We start from the raw sequence: 16,510 nt of genomic DNA on the forward strand, positions 1-16,510 counted from the left end.
TTTCCGTGGGTGAAATTCCGTCCCGTACGGGACGGGAGAATCTTCGTGCTGCCTTTAGTGCTACCCAAATTGAATGGCTAAAGTCATTGCTGAAAAATGAAAACCCGTCCGGTAGGACAAAGTTCCCTTTTTGATCAAAGGTAGAAGTTAAAAAGGGCAGATTCTGAAATGACTTTCTGATTGTCTGTTGTCGGGTTGTCGTTCCTCATCTATTCAAAAACTTGATCGACATTGAGGCTTAGCTCCTTTGGGTGGTAAGACTTTCAGAAAAAAGCCGCTCTTGCGTACAAAAGCGGCTTCGGTATATGTAGAGTAAATTGCCGATCTGCAAAAGCAGTACGGCAACTTACGGAAGCGCCGCCAACAGGAGTTGGCAACGACTGTGAGCCCCTCCAAACCTCCCCGTTGGGGAGGAATTTGGGTATGTATGTGAACTATTCTGCCATCTTGTTTCTCCGATCCCTTCCATTTGGAGGAGCCGGTGAGGCCTATCGTACTTCCGATCCGTTTTTAACCTGGGCCTCGGGCGAAACGAATTTGAGGCTGCCGTCGGCATCTTCAGCCATCAAGATCATACCCTGCGACTCGATTCCACGCAATTTACGCGGCTCCAGGTTCACCAGGATTGATACCTGTTTGCCAATGATCTCTTCGGCTTTGTAATATTCGGCAATGCCCGACACAACCGTACGTTTGTCAATACCGGTGTCCACCAAAAGCTTCATTAGTTTTTTTGTTTTGGCAACCGGTTCGGCCTCCAAAATGGTTCCGGTGCGGATATCCATCTTCATGAAATCGTCAAACGAGCAGTTTTCTTTGGCCGGCTTGGCAACAGCAGCAGCTGCTTCGTTGGCTTTTTTGGTATCCAGCAATTTTTGCACCTGCGCATCGATGGTTGCATCTTCAATTTTTTCGAACAGCAACTCGGGCTTGTTGGTTTGGTGACCTTCGGCCAGCAAATCGGTGCGTCCCAGTTCGCTCCAGGGCAGTTGCTCCATATTCAGGAATCCGCGCAGTTTTTCCATACTGAAGGGCAGGAAGGGATCCAGCATAACGGTCAGGTTGGCGGTAATCTGCAAGCAGATATTCATCACCGTTTTTACGCGTTCCGGATCGGTTTTAACCACTTTCCAGGGCTCTTCGTCGGCCAGGTATTTGTTGCCCAGGCGTGCCAGATCCATGGCTAATTTCAGGGCTTCGCGGAAGCGGTAGTTCTCCAGGCTTTTCTCCACATCGGCTTTCAGCTTGGCAATATCGGCCAGGGTTGCCTGGTCTACGTCGTTGGTTTTGCCCAAAGCCGGCACAATGCCTTTGTAATATTTTTGAGTCAATACCAACGCACGGTTCACAAAGTTACCCAATACGGCAACCAGCTCGTTGTTATTGCGGGCCTGGAAATCTTTCCAGGTGAAGTCGTTGTCCTTGGTTTCCGGAGCGTTGGCCGTCAGCGTATACTTCAGCACATCTTCCTTTCCGGGGAATTCATCCAGGTATTCGTGCAGCCAAACGGCCCAGTTGCGCGAGGTTGAAATTTTGTCGCCCTCCAGGTTCAGGAACTCGTTGGCCGGTACGTTTTCGGGCAGAATGTAGCTTCCTTCAGCCTTCAGCATACTGGGGAAAATGATACAGTGGAAAACAATGTTGTCTTTCCCGATGAAGTGTACCATTTTACACTCCGGATCCTTCCAATACTTCTCCCAATCGGGTGTACATTCTTTGGTGGCCGAGATGTAGCCAATTGGCGCATCGAACCAAACGTACAACACTTTGCCTTCGGCACCTTCAACCGGAACAGGAACGCCCCAGTTCAGGTCGCGAGTTACAGCACGAGGCTGCAAACCACTGTCGATCCAGCTTTTGCATTGTCCGTAAACGTTGGATTTCCATTCTTTATGGCCTTCCAGAATCCATTCTTTCAACCAAGGCTCGTATTGGTCGAGCGGCAGGTACCAGTGTTTGGTTTCTTTTAAAACCGGGGTATTGCCGCTGATCATCGACTTGGGATTGATCAGTTCGGTGGGGCTTAGCGAGGTACCACAGCTTTCGCACTGGTCGCCGTAAGCTTTCTCGAACGAACATTTTGGGCAGGTACCCACAATGTAGCGGTCGGCCAGGAACTGCTTGTTTTCCTCGTCGTAATATTGTTCGGATGTTTGCTCAACAAACTTGCCGTTTTCGTAGAGTGTTTTGAAGAATTCAGAAGCTGTTTCGTGATGTACAGGTGAACTGGTTCGTGAGTATACATCGAACGAAATGCCAAATTTTGCAAATGATTCTTTAATGATGCCGTGATACTTATCGACAATGTCCTGAGGGGTAACACCTTCGTTTTTAGCTTTTAATGTAATTGGCACGCCATGTTCGTCCGATCCGCCGATGAAAAGCACATCTTCGCCTTTCATGCGCAGATAGCGGGCATAAATATCGGCCGGAACATAAACCCCGGCTAAGTGACCAATGTGTACCGGCCCGTTGGCATAGGGAAGGGCCGATGTAATGAGAGTACGTTTGTATTGTGACATGTTGTCTATTTTTTCGTGTCGTGAAAAACAGTTCTTTTAAAGGGCTACAAAGATAGTTGTTTTTTGTGTTTTCGAGGCAGAAAGATCCGGAACGCTGAAGCTTACAGCCCAAACATTTATAAACTGATCCGATTCAGGTTCAATCCGTCGCTTTGGATGGCCCGGGCATAGCTCACTGTTGGTTTGCCGAATACCAAAGTCGAAGCGATAACATGATCTTCGGGAATGCCGATTTGACGGGCCAGTGCCGGGTTTATTTCGTCGATCACCCATTTGATCATGCCATTCCAAAGCGTGCCAATGCCGTGGCTGTTGGCCAACAGCTCAAAGTAACTTAGTGCGATGGTACTATCGATGATGGGCGTGGTAATCGATTTTGGAGCCGATGCAATTAACAGGTGAGGGGCATCGCGGAAAAGCACATCGATTTGTTTGCTGGCCCATAGGCGTTGTACGTTGAATAACATGGCCTTATCTGCCGGCAAACGTCCTTCCTCCCGGGCTTGTTTGATGCTGTCGTAGGCCAGGCTTCTCAGTTTGGCCAGATCGTTCCGGTTATCGACAACCGACAGCATGACGGCGTTTTTATTGTGGCCGGTAGGGGCGTAGGCTGTTGTTTCCAGGAGTTGTTGAATGAGTTCCGGAGCAATTTGTTCGGCTTTGAATTTGCGAATGGAACGTCTGGTTTTGATTAATCGGCTCATTTCCTCCGGCGTGGGGAGCTCATCGCTTACCAGCTCACTTTGGTCCGGATCTTTGCCCAGAATGGAGAGTGCCGCTGTTGGACAAACGGCCAGGCAGTGCTGGCAACGAATGCACAGGCTTTCTTTTCCGGCCTTAATTTCGGGATAGTCTGTTTGGCCATCGATAATCAGCATCGGGCATTCCTTCGAGCACAAGCCACAGCCGATGCAGCGTTCAGTATCAATTTTAAAGTCAATCATTTTTGGTTTCTTTTTTCGGGCGGCAAAGATATGGCCTGCCTGGCGATTGGCGAAGGGCATGGCCGAAAAAGCGGCTAAGGCTTAAGCTTGCGTTAAAAGAAATAATACCCGGAAAAGCTTTTTCAGCAAAACAGCCTGGTGAAAACGGCTTTCATAAGGCGATTAAACCATTTTTTCGGATGTTCTGCATGGCGGGGCTATTCCAAAAAAGAATGAAATCGTCGCCGGTATTGGCTTCAAAAGTCGTTTGCAGCTGGCCGAATGTTTTGGTGTTCGCCTGGTCTGCCGACAGCGTGGGGAGCTCAGCCATCAACCATTGGCCGTGTTCTTTTTTCAGCTGCATCGAAAACTCGTTTTGCAAGTTTGCAAAGCTCAGTTCGGCCATCTCGAAGGTTTTTTTCTTTTTCTTTCGGGTGAAATAATTGGCCGTTACGCTGCCGCCCAGCCAAAACACATTTGCCGACAGGGCAGGTGTTTCGGGCCCCTGCGAGTCGATGGCCTGTCGGATGAAATCGGGAGCGACGCTTGTGCGCGGTACCTTGAAGTTGAACCACTCGTGCAGGGGCATGTCGAAGCCCAGCTCATTCATGTAGTTAAACAACGATGTGCGCAGGCCTTCGCTAAACAGTTCGTGGCGGGCGCCGGTTGGGTCGTGGTGGAGCAGGTCGTTGTTGGCAAAGCTTCCGGTTTGGTAGCTGTCGCGTTCTACTTTAAACTTTTTCGGATTCAAGCCAATGGGGCTGTGGGCTGTCATGGCGAATTGGTGCCAAAAGCCGGACTGAACGATTCCGGCCTCGAATAATTGCCGGACAACTTCGAGCGAATCGATGGTTTCCTGAGCCGATTGAGTTGGAAAACCGTACATCAGATAGGCATGCACCATGATTCCGGCGCGGGTGAAATTGTCGGTCACCCGGGCTACGTTGGCCAGGCTCACACCTTTGTTGATCAGCCCCAGCAGGCGTTCCGACGCAACTTCGAGCCCGCCCGAAACAGCAATGCAGCCCGACTTTTTCAGCAACATACACAAATCGTAAGTAAAGCTTTTCTCGAAGCGGATGTTGGTCCACCACACGACGGTCATCTTGCGCCGGATAATCTCTAAAGCCAATGCGCGCATCAGGGCCGGGGGAGCGGCTTCATCAACAAAATGAAAGCCGATTTCGCCGGTTTGGCCGATGATTTCTTCCATACGGTCGCAGAGCTGGCCAACGCGGTTGGGCTCGTAGCGTTGGATGTAATCGAGCGAGGTGTCGCAAAAGGTGCAGCGCCCCCAGTAGCAACCATGGGCCAGGGTGAGCTTGTTCCATCGTCCATCGCTCCACAGGCGGTGCATGGGGTTTACAATTTCAATCACCGACAGGTACCGATCCAGTTGAAAGTCGCTGTAGTCAGGAGTTCCGGTTTGCGATTGTGCCACATCGTTTTCGCTTGTACCATTGTGGTAAACCACCTTTCCGTTGGTACAGCTGAAGCAGCGTTTTAGTTGTTCGGCCGGGCGTTTACCGTCCAGGTGTTCCAGCAGATGGAGCAGGGGAGCTTCACCGTCGTCCAGGGTCATAAAATCGATGTAGTTGAACAGGCGGCTGTCGGTTAGCGAGCGCAGTTCGGTATTGGGGAAGCCTCCGCCCATTAGAATGGTGGTTTGCGGATGGTTCTTTTTAATCCATTGGCCGCACTTGAGCGCGCAGTACAGGTTGCCGGGAAAAGGAACCGACAAAGCCACCAAACTTGGCTGGTAGTGGTCGAACTTTTGACGCAGGAGCTCCAGTAAAATTTCATCGATGAAGCTGTTGGGAGCCAGCAGCGCCTGGTTGATGGGCTCGAAGCTGCTGGCCGAGCTGCTCAGCCGTTCGGCATAGCGGCTGAAGCCAAAATGCGGGTCAACAGCTTCAATAATCAGATCCGAAAGATCTTCGAGGTAGAGCGTTGCCAGATGTTTGGCTTTATCGCGAATGCCCATGCTGCCAAAAGCCCAATCCAGCTCGTCGGTTTGTGCAAAGCGCGAAGCCTCGGGCAGGTAGGTGCGGTCGCAGATGCTATGAGCCAGCGTGTTGTTTTTTTCCTGTAAAAAGTGGATTACCGCGTCGATGGTGCGGATATAGTCGGCTTTGAGACTGACCATGCGTTGGGCATTAGCCGATAATTGGCTTTCCGCGCTTTCAATCCGGTTAAAAAGAGCCGTTAAGCCTTTGGTTGAAAACAAGCTCAGGATCACTCCGAGCCCCAAATCGCATTGGTTGGAAGCGATGCCTTGGCTGTTCAGAAAACCTTTTAAATAGGCCGTTGCCGGGTAGGGCGTGTTCAACTGGGTAAAGGGCGGATTGATAAAAAGGATGTTCTGACTCACGGATTTCAAGTTTTTTCTTGGGGGCAAAGGTACGATAAAACGGGCAAGCTGTGCAAGCGATACAAGGGGAGCCGGCACGACTTCACCCAGGCATTGGATATCTGTAAGCAAAGGCTTACTTTCGCCTATCGCATCGAATTATGGCAAAATAGTGCGCTGCGAGGTATCGCTATTCATCAAATAGCCGTATTTTAAAGAAAAAACCATACGTTATGATCGGCTTCAACAATGGCAGTTACGAACCGGTAGCAACAATCGGCGTACCGGTAACCAGTCTATCGATTAATCGCGGATACGGGGCTTTCGAGTTTTTCGAAATTACCGGTGGCCGCCCATTTTACGGCGAACGGCACCTGGCGCGCTTCCGCCGCAGTATGCAAATCTTAAACCTGAAAACCGATTTCGACGATCAGCTGGAGGCTGTTGTAGCCGAAGTTATTCGCCTGAGTGAGTTGCAGCATGCCTACCTGAAACTGTATGCCTTGCCGCACGAGCTGAATTGCAACGGGCGTCGGCAGGCAGCTTTGTATGTTTTTCCAACCGAAATGCCGTTGTTCGACCCCATGCTTTATAAGGAAGGCGCCAAGCTGGTAACCCATTGCCATCAGCGTTTTTTGCCCGAAGCCAAATCGACCAACTATTTGCCCGGCCAGTTTTGGATGGATCAGGAAGCTGATCCGCGGGTGGCCGACGTGTTGTACCATAACGGGCGGACGGTGCAGGAAAGCTCGCGCGGAAATATTTTTGCGGTGAAAGATGGAGCCGTAATCACCCCAGCCAAGGATGTGCTGCAAGGAATTACCCGCGGTTTGGTGCTGGAAATGCTCCCTGCAATGGGCATTCTGCATACTGAAGCCGAGCTGAGCCTCGAGCTGCTTTACGGTGCCGACGAGCTGTTTGTGTCGAGCACCACCAAACACATTCTTCCGGTAACACAAGTCGACGATAAACACATCGGAAGCGGCAAGCCCGGACCGGTAACCTGCCAAATTCGGGAGCAGTTTATGCGCCTGAAGTACGAGTATTGAAACATGAACGAATTAACAACCAAAAGCTATGTATTCACTGAAAAACACTTTGATTCAAATCACCCAAAAGGGAATGGGTTCGGGTAACGAGGAATTAGCCCTTGTCCTGGTGAAAAACTATTTTAAACTGCTTACCGAAGAGCAGGAGCTACCTCGGGTTATCGCCTTCTACAACACCGGTGTTGAGCTGATTGTGAAAGGTTCGCCGGTGCTTGCCGAATTAAAAATTCTGGAAGAAAAAGGCGTGCGCCTGGTGGCTTGCAAAACCTGTTTAAAACATCTGAGCCTGCTCGAAAAGATGAAAGTGGGTATTGCCGGAACCATGATGGATATTTTGGAGCTGCAAAAGGTAGCCTGCAAAGTGATTAGCTTATAAACGGCCCGGATCCCGGTCAGTTTCGAGGCCAACGCTTGCTCGGTGAGCCGGCAAAGCGGTAACTTTTAAGCTTATCATGAAGTAGGATGAAGTAGGTGAGAACCAAAACTAAGGGCCATGAGTTTCAATGCTGATTTATATAACCAGGAATTTATCGATAAGTACTTTCGGGGCTGGATTGGCCTTTCGTTCGACTTGCCCGCGGATCCCGAGGCCGAAACAATGGCGCTGAACCTGGAGTTTAACTCGAAGTGTAATGCCACGGCGGCTCTGCTGTTTATTTATCGCTGGCAGGTGTTTAGCGCCGGTAAACGACTTCGTTTTTCGATGGTGGAAGAAGCCGATGGACAGCTCTCCTGTTATTTTTACACCCCCGGTTACCCATACCGCAAACTGGGGCGATTCCAAAAGAATATCAACTTCGACAAGCTGCGCCGCTTTGTTGAGTTACAGCAAAAGTACCCCGCATACCGCATCCTTACCCGTTTTGCCGATCAAAATTTCGACGTGTGCGAGGCCGACACTCAAAACATTATCATTTTTCTCGACTCGCTCACTTACCGCAAGCGCGAGAAGGTGAAAAAGGGCGAACTGGAATACGAATAAGCGCGTTGGAGCCTAGCCTTTGAGGAGTTTGATTAAGGTGCGGTTTTCAATTTCCAGCGCTTTAATTCGTTCAATATCGGCTGATGCCGGTTGATCAATCTGTAGTTGGTCAGCCCAAAACCGGAAAAAATTGAAATTCAGAATAACCGATATTTCGTGAAGCCGGTCCAGTGTCATCTGGTTGCCGTTCAGCATATTCCGAGTGGCACTCACACTTAGCTGAAGATGCGAGGCAAACGTTCTGATATCCATATTTTGCGCTGTGAGTTCGAGCTGTATCAAGTTCACCAGTTCGGTTTTAATTTCGGCTGTCTTTTTTTTGCTGATGCCCATTGTTAGTCGTTTTAGTGGTTCGCGAATGCGTGATACGCTTAAAGATACGCGAATGAATCGTAAAAAACGAGTCAGACTATCAAAAAACGCGTGGAACTGGTGGAAAACCAGTCGGACTCGTAAAACACGTGTCAAACTGGTAAAAAGCGCGTGTAAATCATCAATCGGTGAGTTGAACTGCTAAAAAACGAGTCGGACGCGTAAAAAACGAGTGTAACGCGTAAATTGATTAGTTAGACTGCGCGAAAAAGTAGTTGTACGCGTTAATCGGGGCGTGTTACAGTTGTCCGAATTCGTTTTGCTTGGTAAAGGTTTGGTTTAATAGCGTAATCGTGGCTTTCAACATTCCGGGCGCCGTGGTTTTACAGCGCGGATGTAGCGATGTAGTCTGAGGATCGCGCGATCGGGCTTTCGGAAGCCATTTCAGGATGGCCGGCCTGTTTCAAATAATTTCCTACTTTTGCCTCTGTTTTTGGGTGGCTGGCTTCCTTTGTTGAACATTCAGGAAGCTGCCTTAAAAAGGGAATCCGGTGTAATCCCGGAGCAGTCCCCGCTGCTGTAAACCTCGCGAATTTTGCAGAACCCCCGCCACTGTCAGGCTACGGCCCGACGGGAAGGCATCGGCAAAAGAGGTGAGCCAGAAGACCTGCCCGAAACAAACAGTATTAACCGGATCTTCGGGGAAAAAGGTCGTTGGAATACCCGTTCCATCCTTATCTTTTCTTCGAATCATCACATTTTTGATTCGTTCATGAAAAACAGATTTCGACAAAATTTTTATCGCAAAACCGGCTTGCTGAGCCTGCTGTTTTTGCTGGTGGGGCTGTCGGTGCAGGCGGCAACACCGCAGCGCATTATTTCGCTCGCGCCCTCACTCACCAAAAGCTTGTATATGCTTGGCGCCGACGATTTGCTGGTGGGTTGTACCAGTTTCTGCACCCTCCAAAAGCCCGACGATGCTGAAGTGGTAGCCTCGGCCGTGAAGGTGAATCTCGAGAAAGCCATGCTGCTGAAGCCCGACCTGGTGTTGACCAGCTCGCTGACCAGCCCCGAAACAAAACGGGCATTCGAAAAGCTGGGCGTTGAAGTGCTTTATTTTCCCTATCCCAAATCGTACGGGGAGATGTGCCGGTATTTGTTGCGTTTAGGTGAAAAGATTGGGCGCAAAGAACTGGCCGAAAAGCTGGTGGCCGAGTCGAAAGCGCGCCTGGCCAAGGCAATTGCTACGGTTCCCGCAACCGATCATCAACCGCGGGTGTTTATGCAAATTGGCGCTAACCCGCTGTTTACCGTAGTTCCGAACACCTTTATGCAGGATTTTATCGACTTCTCGGGCTGCGAAAACATTGCCGCCGACCTGGAGATCGGCAGCATCACCCGCGAGGGCGTTTTGGTGCGTAACCCCGATGTCATCTTTGTGATTCTGATGGGCTCACTCAGTGTCGACGAAAAAGAAAAATGGGAATCGTATCCGGCGCTGAATGCCGTGAAGAACCACAAGATTTTTGTGCTCGACTCGGAAAAAACATGCAGCCCCACACCGCTCGATTTTGTCGACGCCCTGGAGCAGATGATTGGAATGATCTATAATTAAAAAGTCGTGAGTAGTGAGTCGTGAGTGAAGAAGTCGCAGTCAGTCCCAGTTTTCAGTGCTCTCTGTGGTTAAAAGAGAAAAGAGGGTGAGAAATGAGAGGGTATGAAAATGAGAGAAGAAGTCTCACGACTCACGACTCATGTCTCACGACTCAATATTAAAAAGTAGTGAGTGAAGAAGTCGCAGTCACAGTCGCAGTTTTCAATACTCATGTCTCAATACTCACGACTCAATACTCACGACTCATGTCTCATGACTCACGTCTCAATACTAAAAAAAAAATGAAAAAAGGACTTGTTCACATTTATACCGGAAACGGCAAGGGCAAAACAACCTGCGCCGTTGGCCTGGGAACCCGGGCCTTGGGGCAGGGGTTTAAAGTAACCTATTGCCACTTTATGAAACGCCCCGAATTGTACGGCTATCACGAGATTGACAGCTTGAAAGCCCTGGGGGCAACCATCATGGGATTTACCGATGGACACCCCCATTTCAACAAGGAAGTAACGCCCGAAATGCTGCAAAAGCAGGTGGCCGAAGCCTTGGTGTACTTATCGGGCTATCTGCAAACGGCTAAACCCGACCTGATGATCATGGACGAAATTCTGATCACCGTGCGCGACGGTTTTCTCGAAGAAGATGTACTTTTGGACTTCGTGAACCAAAAGCCGGAAGGAACCGAGCTGGTGTTAACGGGCCGCGGAGCCACCCCAAAACTGATTGAGCGCGCCGATTACGTGAGCGAAATCAACATGGTGAAACATCCCTACCAGCAGGGCATTCCCAGCCGAAAGGGGATTGAGTTTTAGAAGAAGTTCATAAGTACGATGTCCATAAGTTCCCGGCGGAAGTGGGCTTTTGGGCGACTTGTGTACTCATGAACTTTGGGACTTATGCACTAAAAGTGAAACATTGAAAAATAACCCGAAATACCTGAAATGGCTGTTCGCCGTGATCGGATTGTCAGCGCTGTTGCTGTTTGCTGTACTGCTGTCGTTAAGCTCCGGTGAAATGAAAATTGGCCTCGGCGATGCACTGAAAATGCTGTTTGGCGGTGGCGATCCAGGCAGCATCGAATATATGCTGGTTCGGCAGGTTCGCTTGCCGCGCATCATCCTTGGTGTGGCTGTGGGCGGCGCTTTAAGCCTGGCCGGGGTCATCCTGCAAGGGGTCTACCGCAACCCGTTGGTCGAACCCTTTACGCTGGGCATCTCGGGTGGAGCTTCCCTGGGGGTGGCCATCACCATTGTGTTTGGTTTGCACCTGGCATTTGGATCGTTTATGCTGCCGGTGGCCGGCTTCATTGGCGCTTTCCTGATTATCTTCCTGGTTTATACCATCAGCTCCCGCCGCGGAGCAATCGAGATTCAGCGTATGCTGCTGACAGGTGTCATGGTGAGCTTTGTCGCCTCATCGGCCATGATGTTCCTGATGTCCATAAGCACCAGCGAAAACCTGCATGGCATCATTTTTTGGATCATGGGATCGCTCGACGAGCCCGATGGCTTTCTGATTTGGCTCACCCTGATAGCAACCCTGGTGGTGTTGTTTCTGTCCTACTTCTTTGTTCAACCTTTAAATGCCTTGCGTTTGGGCGAAGAAAAAGCCATGCACCTGGGTATTAATACTAATGTAGCCGTTCGCATTCTGTTTTTGCTGGCCTCCTTGCTGGCAGGTATCTGCGTGTCGGTGGCCGGGGTTATTGGTTTTGTAGGGTTGATTATTCCGCACCTGTTGCGCCTGATTTTCGGCACCGACTACCGCATTTTGCTGATCAGCTCGTTTTTGTTTGGCGGTTCGTTTTTGGTGCTCTCCGATGTGCTTGCGCGAACCATTATTGCCCCCAACGAGTTACCCATTGGGGTCATTACCGGCATTATTGGCGGGCTGGTGTTTATAGTGATGATGAGCCGTAAAAAGAACCTGGTATGAGCGAACACTTCTTCGAAATAAAAAATTATTCCTGCGGATATGCATCCTTCCGGTTGAACGATATCAGCTTCAGTTTGAAACGGGGCGCCTTTGCAGGGATTATTGGCCCCAACGGGTCGGGAAAAACCACCTTATTTCGGGGCATTTCCGGTACACTTCCCCCCCTGGCGGGTCAGCTGATCTTACAGGGAAAGCCGTTGAAGGAGCTTCCGCTGCAAAAACGGGCGCAAAATATTGCCATCGTAACGCAGACGGTCGATGCCGGGCAAATTACGGTGGAAGATTATGTGCTGATGGGCCGCATACCCTATCACTCGCGTTTCCAGTTTTTCGAAAGCAAACGCGATTACGAGCTGGCAACCAAGTATATGGAGCTAACCGGGGTTTTGCATCATAAAGACAAGCTGATGACCGAGCTGAGTGGGGGCGAGCAGCAGCGCGCAGCCATTGCCCGCGCATTAACGCAGGAACCCGAGTTGCTTTTGCTCGACGAGCCGACCTCACATCTCGACATTACCCACCAGGTGCGTATTTTGAACCTGATTCAGCGCTTAAATGCCGAGATGGGCCTGACCGTTCTGATGGTGATTCACGATCTGAACCTGGCCTCGGAATACTGCGACCAGCTGATCATGTTCCAAAAGGGAAAGATATTTTTGCAAGGTGCACCCGATCAAGTGCTGACCTTCGATACCATCGAACAGGTTTATCAAACACCGGTCATTACCCGCATCAACCCGTATTCCAACAAGCCGGTTATCTTTTTGGTTAGCGAAAAGATGTTGAAAAAGCATTAATCCGATTACTTTGTTTTTTATCTTGGTTAAAACTGGCGAAAATGCTTACTTTGGTCTAAATATCACGACCCAATGACACTAAAGTACGCGACCAAACTCGAGAATCCTGCTACCGATTATCTGGCACATTTATCCATCGATTGTGTTGTTTTTGGTTTTCACGATAACCAGTTAAAAGTGCTTTTGTTGAAGTCGAAATACCTGGACGAATGGAGTTTGCCCGGTGGTTTTGTGATGCACTCGGAGACGGTGGAACAGGCCGCCCGCCGAACCCTGGAGGAACGAACCGGAGCCACCGATATTTTCATGCAACAATTTCGGGTTTTTAGCAACCCGGAGCGTAAAAATCCCATTTTTCAAAAAGAGAATATGCTGAAAGCCAATCTGAAGATGAACAATTTTGATTGGTTAAATCAGCGCTTTGTTTCCATTGGCTTTTATGCCTTGGTCGAATTTTCGAAGGTCGATGCAGCACCGGATATTTATTCCGAAGAATGTGTTTGGAAAAACGTTGACCAGGTTGGCCGGTTGATGATGGATCACAACCAGATTCTGACCGATGCGCTGGAAACCCTTCGCCTGCAATTGCGCCATCAACCCATTGGGTATAATTTGCTGCCCAACAAATTTACCATGCCTGAGTTGCAAAAGCTCTACGAAACCATTTTGGGCCGTGAGTTGGACCGTCGCAACTTTCAGCGTAAAATATTAAGCTACAAGATTGTGAAACGACTGCCCGAACGCCGTACCGGTGTGGCCTACAAAGCACCTTATTTGTACCGCTTCGATTTGGAGGAGTACAACAAAGCCCTGAGGGAAGGCCTCTCGGGCGATTGGTAATTTTAAGTCGGTTGAAATTTACAGTCTATTTTCAGGGATTTTCTTCAACCGAAGAAAATAATTTCTACTTTTGTCGCGGATTTGGTTCCAGCGCTTGTGTTCGCACAAGCCGGATGAAAAGGGAATCCGGTGTGAATCCGGAGCTGTACCCGCAGCTGTAAACCTCGGTAATCTTTCTGAAACCCCTGCCACTGTTTCCAAACAAGCGAGACGGGAAGGCATCAGAAAGAGAGGTGAGCCAGAAGACCTGCCAAGACCAATTTTTTAATCATAGCTTTCGGGATAAAAGCGTGAGATGAATTAATCATTCATTTATCCATTTTATTTCTTTTCATTCATTTTTCGATTTGGAAAGTATGAGAAAAGCTGTGGTTTGCATTTATGTTTAACCATACTTTATTTTTAATGAAAACAAACAAATTGAGATTTTCTTTGAGATTGGTTTTAGCGTCGGCTGCCTTTTGGGCCTTCAATCATGTGAATGCTGAAGTTATCGATACGCTGAATGTTGATGAAGTGGTCGTGAAGGCGTCAATACTGGATGTTAAACTAAAAAACATTCCACAAAAAATTGAAATTATCGGTGAGGATGAAATTAAAACCGGGAATCAACAGAGCCTGGTCGAGGTCTTGAAGCAATACAGCAATATCGACCTGATTCAATACCCCGGAGTGAACGCTACCATTAGTATGCGCGGTTTTTCGCCAAGTGCAGTATCACGCAGCTATACGTTGATCCTGATTGATGGCAAACCAGCAGGGACGACCAACCTGGCGGCTGTGAATCTGAACAATGTGGAGCGTGTTGAGATTGTAAAAGGCCCATATTCCGCAATTTATGGATCCGACGCCATGGCCGGCGTTGTCAATATTATCACCAAGCAAGGGCAGGGAGACTGGACCGGAAATGCCTCGGTCGGATATGGTAGTTTTGAAACGCAAACAGCCGATGTTTTTGTAACCGGAGCACTTACCGAAGGGATTAATTTCAATGCCGGTTTCTCGCACAAGAAGAGCGGAAAAGACTACAAAATCGGGGACCATAACTTTCTGCATCTGTCCGAAAGCGATCAATTGCTTTTGGATAAGAACTCGTATGGCGACCGTATGGAAAACTCCCAATATGAGTTGAATGCGGTTAATGCAGGAGTGAACGGAAAATTTGGAGAAAAATGGTCTGCCAATGTCAATGCAGCTTACACTTATGGCAATAAAATAGGGTCGCCGGGAAACTACTGGGGAAGCTACGGACAAGCGATGAAAGACGTTCGCCGTTTGAATTTATATACCGACGTAGCCTATAAAACAGGGAAAAGTTCATTTCTGTTAAGTCCTTATTTTACACAGGAAAAAGATCCGAACTATTCGGACAACACTTCCGAAGGATTTATAAGCTTTGAAAGCCGTGTGCGTGAATATGGCTTCCAGTTTCAGGATATGATGACTTTCGGCCGGTTTAAAGCAACCGCTGGTGTGGATTATAAAACCTACGACTACCACTCGGAACGTTATTCGGATGCGACAACACCTGCTGCTCCGTACAAACCGGATAACCGGAATTTAAATACCGCGGTATTCGGTCAGTTAACCTACTCGAAAGGAATCTTGGACTGGAACTTCGGCCTTCGTTACGATCACTTTAAATACGAATTGGATGCGAATGAAGATTTGAACTCGGTGAAGGCGGATGAAAACTACAACACCGTGAATCCAAACCTTGGTTTGCAGTTGCATTTGGCTGAGAACTTACGTTTCCATGCTTCTGCCGGATCGGCTTTTTTCGTTCCCGATGCTTATAAAGTAGCCGGTCAATACGAAGTTTCTGAATACTTTCCGGATTGGGACTATACCTGGGTTGCTTCGTACGTGGGGAATCCGGATCTGAAACCCGAAAAATCAAAAACGGTAGACTTCGGATTCAAATACAATGCCTTGAAACAGGCTTTCAATATCGACCTGACTTATTTCACGACCTATCATAAAGATAAAATTGCAGAGACCACGTTGGAATCAGGTGAAACAACTTATATGAATGCTGACAAAGCCAGAATGTCTGGTTTGGAATTGATGTCTTCAGTCGACTTTGGAAAATTGGCCGATCAGAACTATAAATTGGAGCTGTATTCAAACTGGACATTCATGTTTAAATCGGAATTACAGATTGAAGATAATGGTAATACCTTGAAAAAGGATATGCAGTATGTGAGCAAGACAACAGGTAGTTTCGGTTTGTTCTACGATAGCTACAAAGGACTGATAAGTCGATTAAACGCCAGATTTCTCGGATCTCGTTTGGAATCGGATCGCTTTGCGGTATTACGTCCTGCTTATTCAGCGGACAATTATTATACTCGGAAAGACTACGAAGCATCGGATAAGATTATTCACCATCCAAGCTATTTAATTTTCGACTACACATTAGGTTACAACTTTAAAAATGGCTTTAATGTGCAAGGATCGGTACTGAACCTTTTGGATGAGAACTATACCGAAAAAGATGGATATAATATGCCGGGACGTAGTTTCTCAGTTAAATTAGGATATGCATTCTAACAGCGACATGTACTATTCCCATCAGATAATAATTAATGTTTGAACGAATACTACCCTCATCTTCCCTGGGGGTAGTATTCTAGTTTCATACAGAAACCAAAATAAAACTCGAATGAAACTGACGAAATTCTTTTTAAGCCTGATGTTACTGCTGGTTGTCAGCGTGGCAGGCTTTGCAGCAAAAGGTAAATTTATAACAGTTGAGATTAATTACGGCGATCAGAAAGCGGCAGAGACAATTCAGGTTGAATGTCCGAAAGCAATGACAGCTCTGGAAGCCTTGCAACACGCCGCCGATGTGAAAACTCATCCGGTCAATGAATACGTCTTTGTAACTTCAATTAACGAGGTGACTGGTGTGCGTGGCCAAATGGCCTGGTATTACACCGTCAACGGCCAAAAGCCGAAACTGGCCATCAGCCAGATCGTAAAAGCCGGAGATACCATTAGCTGGCGCTACGTGAAGGACGTTTGCTCCTGCACGGTTGACGGGCCTAAGAAAAAGTAAGCAGTGATCAGTTGCAGTGCTCAGTGAAGGAAAGCATTTCCGGATTGTTTCTTGTCATTTACAGAACATTCGGTGAAACTCTGTGACGAACTCGGAGTACTCTGTGGTAAAAAAGAAAGTCTTGAGT

14 protein-coding genes and 2 riboswitches are annotated in these 16,510 nt (G+C 48.3%); of the genes, 10 read left to right on the plus strand and 4 right to left on the minus strand.

Annotation, left to right across the window (positions count from 1 at the left end):
* Positions 1 to 488: 488 nt before the first annotated feature.
* The 3 genes from metG to C8N47_RS17100 all read right to left on the minus strand — a co-directional run bounded on the left by metG (position 489) and on the right by C8N47_RS17100 (position 5,816).
* Positions 489 to 2,522: a methionine--tRNA ligase gene (gene metG, locus C8N47_RS17090; protein ID WP_107823793.1), complete on the minus strand. Its 2,034-nt coding sequence runs from the start codon at positions 2,520 to 2,522 to the stop codon at positions 489 to 491.
* Positions 2,523 to 2,638: 116 nt separating this feature from the next.
* On the minus strand, positions 2,639 to 3,466 hold the full coding sequence (locus C8N47_RS17095; RefSeq protein ID WP_107823826.1) for a nitroreductase family protein: 828 nt from the start codon (positions 3,464 to 3,466) through the stop codon (positions 2,639 to 2,641).
* A 151-nt stretch (positions 3,467 to 3,617) separates the two neighbouring features.
* A complete protein-coding gene (locus C8N47_RS17100; RefSeq protein ID WP_107823827.1) occupies positions 3,618 to 5,816 on the minus strand; it encodes a B12-binding domain-containing radical SAM protein in 2,199 nt (732 codons plus the stop codon).
* A gap of 212 nt (positions 5,817 to 6,028) precedes the next feature.
* Here C8N47_RS17100 and C8N47_RS17105 point away from each other — a divergent pair, with 212 nt between their 5' ends.
* From C8N47_RS17105 to C8N47_RS17115, 3 genes are all read left to right on the plus strand, one after another.
* Positions 6,029 to 6,844, plus strand: coding sequence for an aminotransferase class IV (locus C8N47_RS17105; RefSeq protein WP_107823794.1), 816 nt, complete (start codon positions 6,029 to 6,031; stop codon positions 6,842 to 6,844).
* 28 nt (positions 6,845 to 6,872) lie between these two features.
* Positions 6,873 to 7,220, plus strand: coding sequence for a DsrE family protein (locus C8N47_RS17110; RefSeq protein ID WP_107823795.1), 348 nt, complete (start codon positions 6,873 to 6,875; stop codon positions 7,218 to 7,220).
* A gap of 117 nt (positions 7,221 to 7,337) precedes the next feature.
* Positions 7,338 to 7,826, plus strand: coding sequence for a hypothetical protein (locus C8N47_RS17115; protein WP_107823796.1), 489 nt, complete (start codon positions 7,338 to 7,340; stop codon positions 7,824 to 7,826).
* 12 nt (positions 7,827 to 7,838) lie between these two features.
* On the opposite strand, the gene C8N47_RS17120 is transcribed toward C8N47_RS17115, so the two are convergent.
* Positions 7,839 to 8,159 (minus strand): hypothetical protein, encoded by a 321-nt coding sequence (locus tag C8N47_RS17120; RefSeq protein WP_107823797.1) that lies wholly within the window; start codon positions 8,157 to 8,159, stop codon positions 7,839 to 7,841.
* Positions 8,160 to 8,616: 457 nt separating this feature from the next.
* Positions 8,617 to 8,827, plus strand: a riboswitch (cobalamin riboswitch).
* Positions 8,828 to 8,910: 83 nt separating this feature from the next.
* Here C8N47_RS17120 and C8N47_RS17125 point away from each other — a divergent pair.
* The 7 genes from C8N47_RS17125 (at position 8,911) to C8N47_RS17155 (ending at position 16,383) form a co-directional block, all read left to right on the plus strand.
* Positions 8,911 to 9,753 (plus strand): ABC transporter substrate-binding protein, encoded by an 843-nt coding sequence (locus tag C8N47_RS17125; RefSeq protein WP_107823798.1) that lies wholly within the window; start codon positions 8,911 to 8,913, stop codon positions 9,751 to 9,753.
* Between the two features lie 281 nt (positions 9,754 to 10,034).
* Positions 10,035 to 10,562 (plus strand): cob(I)yrinic acid a,c-diamide adenosyltransferase, encoded by a 528-nt coding sequence (locus C8N47_RS17130; RefSeq protein ID WP_107823799.1) that lies wholly within the window; start codon positions 10,035 to 10,037, stop codon positions 10,560 to 10,562.
* Positions 10,563 to 10,665: 103 nt separating this feature from the next.
* Positions 10,666 to 11,685 carry a FecCD family ABC transporter permease gene (locus C8N47_RS17135; RefSeq protein ID WP_107823800.1) on the plus strand — a complete coding sequence of 340 codons (1,020 nt, stop codon included), beginning with the start codon at positions 10,666 to 10,668 and terminating at the stop codon, positions 11,683 to 11,685.
* Positions 11,682 to 12,482 carry an ABC transporter ATP-binding protein gene (locus C8N47_RS17140; protein WP_107823801.1) on the plus strand — a complete coding sequence of 267 codons (801 nt, stop codon included), beginning with the start codon at positions 11,682 to 11,684 and terminating at the stop codon, positions 12,480 to 12,482. Before C8N47_RS17135 ends, C8N47_RS17140 begins: the two co-directional genes overlap by 4 nt.
* A 72-nt stretch (positions 12,483 to 12,554) precedes the next feature.
* Positions 12,555 to 13,322: an NUDIX hydrolase gene (locus tag C8N47_RS17145; RefSeq protein ID WP_107823802.1), complete on the plus strand. Its 768-nt coding sequence runs from the start codon at positions 12,555 to 12,557 to the stop codon at positions 13,320 to 13,322.
* A gap of 65 nt (positions 13,323 to 13,387) precedes the next feature.
* A riboswitch (cobalamin riboswitch) is annotated at positions 13,388 to 13,591 on the plus strand.
* 163 nt (positions 13,592 to 13,754) lie between these two features.
* Positions 13,755 to 15,875, plus strand: coding sequence for a TonB-dependent receptor plug domain-containing protein (locus tag C8N47_RS17150; protein ID WP_170111436.1), 2,121 nt, complete (start codon positions 13,755 to 13,757; stop codon positions 15,873 to 15,875).
* 112 nt (positions 15,876 to 15,987) lie between these two features.
* Positions 15,988 to 16,383: a DUF4430 domain-containing protein gene (locus C8N47_RS17155; RefSeq protein ID WP_107823804.1), complete on the plus strand. Its 396-nt coding sequence runs from the start codon at positions 15,988 to 15,990 to the stop codon at positions 16,381 to 16,383.
* The last annotated feature ends 127 nt before the right edge of the window (positions 16,384 to 16,510 follow it).

Origin of the sequence: Mangrovibacterium marinum (assembly GCF_003046625.1) — a bacterium.
Taxonomy (GTDB): domain Bacteria; phylum Bacteroidota; class Bacteroidia; order Bacteroidales; family Prolixibacteraceae; genus Mangrovibacterium; species Mangrovibacterium marinum.